At 54.9% G+C, this 246-nt stretch carries 1 rRNA gene; it reads right to left on the bottom strand.

The window, feature by feature from the left end:
* Positions 1 to 246: ribosomal RNA gene (locus F1003_RS19090) — 23S ribosomal RNA — on the bottom strand; the annotation flags it as partial.

Consider the following 246-nt stretch of genomic DNA (forward strand, 5'->3'; position numbering starts at 1 on the left):
GGTACAGGAATATCAACCTGTTGTCCATCGCCTACGCCTGTCGGCCTCGGCTTAGGTCCTGACTAACCCTGAGCGGACGAGCCTTCCTCAGGAAACCTTAGGCATTCGGTGGACGGGATTCTCACCCGTCTTTCGCTACTCACACCGGCATTCTCACTTCTAAGCGCTCCACCAGTCCTTCCGGTCTGACTTCACTGCACTTAGAACGCTCCCCTACCACTGATACCATTGGTATCAATTCGCAGC

This window comes from Winogradskyella ouciana, assembly GCF_009709615.1.
Classification (GTDB): Bacteria; Bacteroidota; Bacteroidia; order Flavobacteriales; family Flavobacteriaceae; genus Winogradskyella; species Winogradskyella ouciana.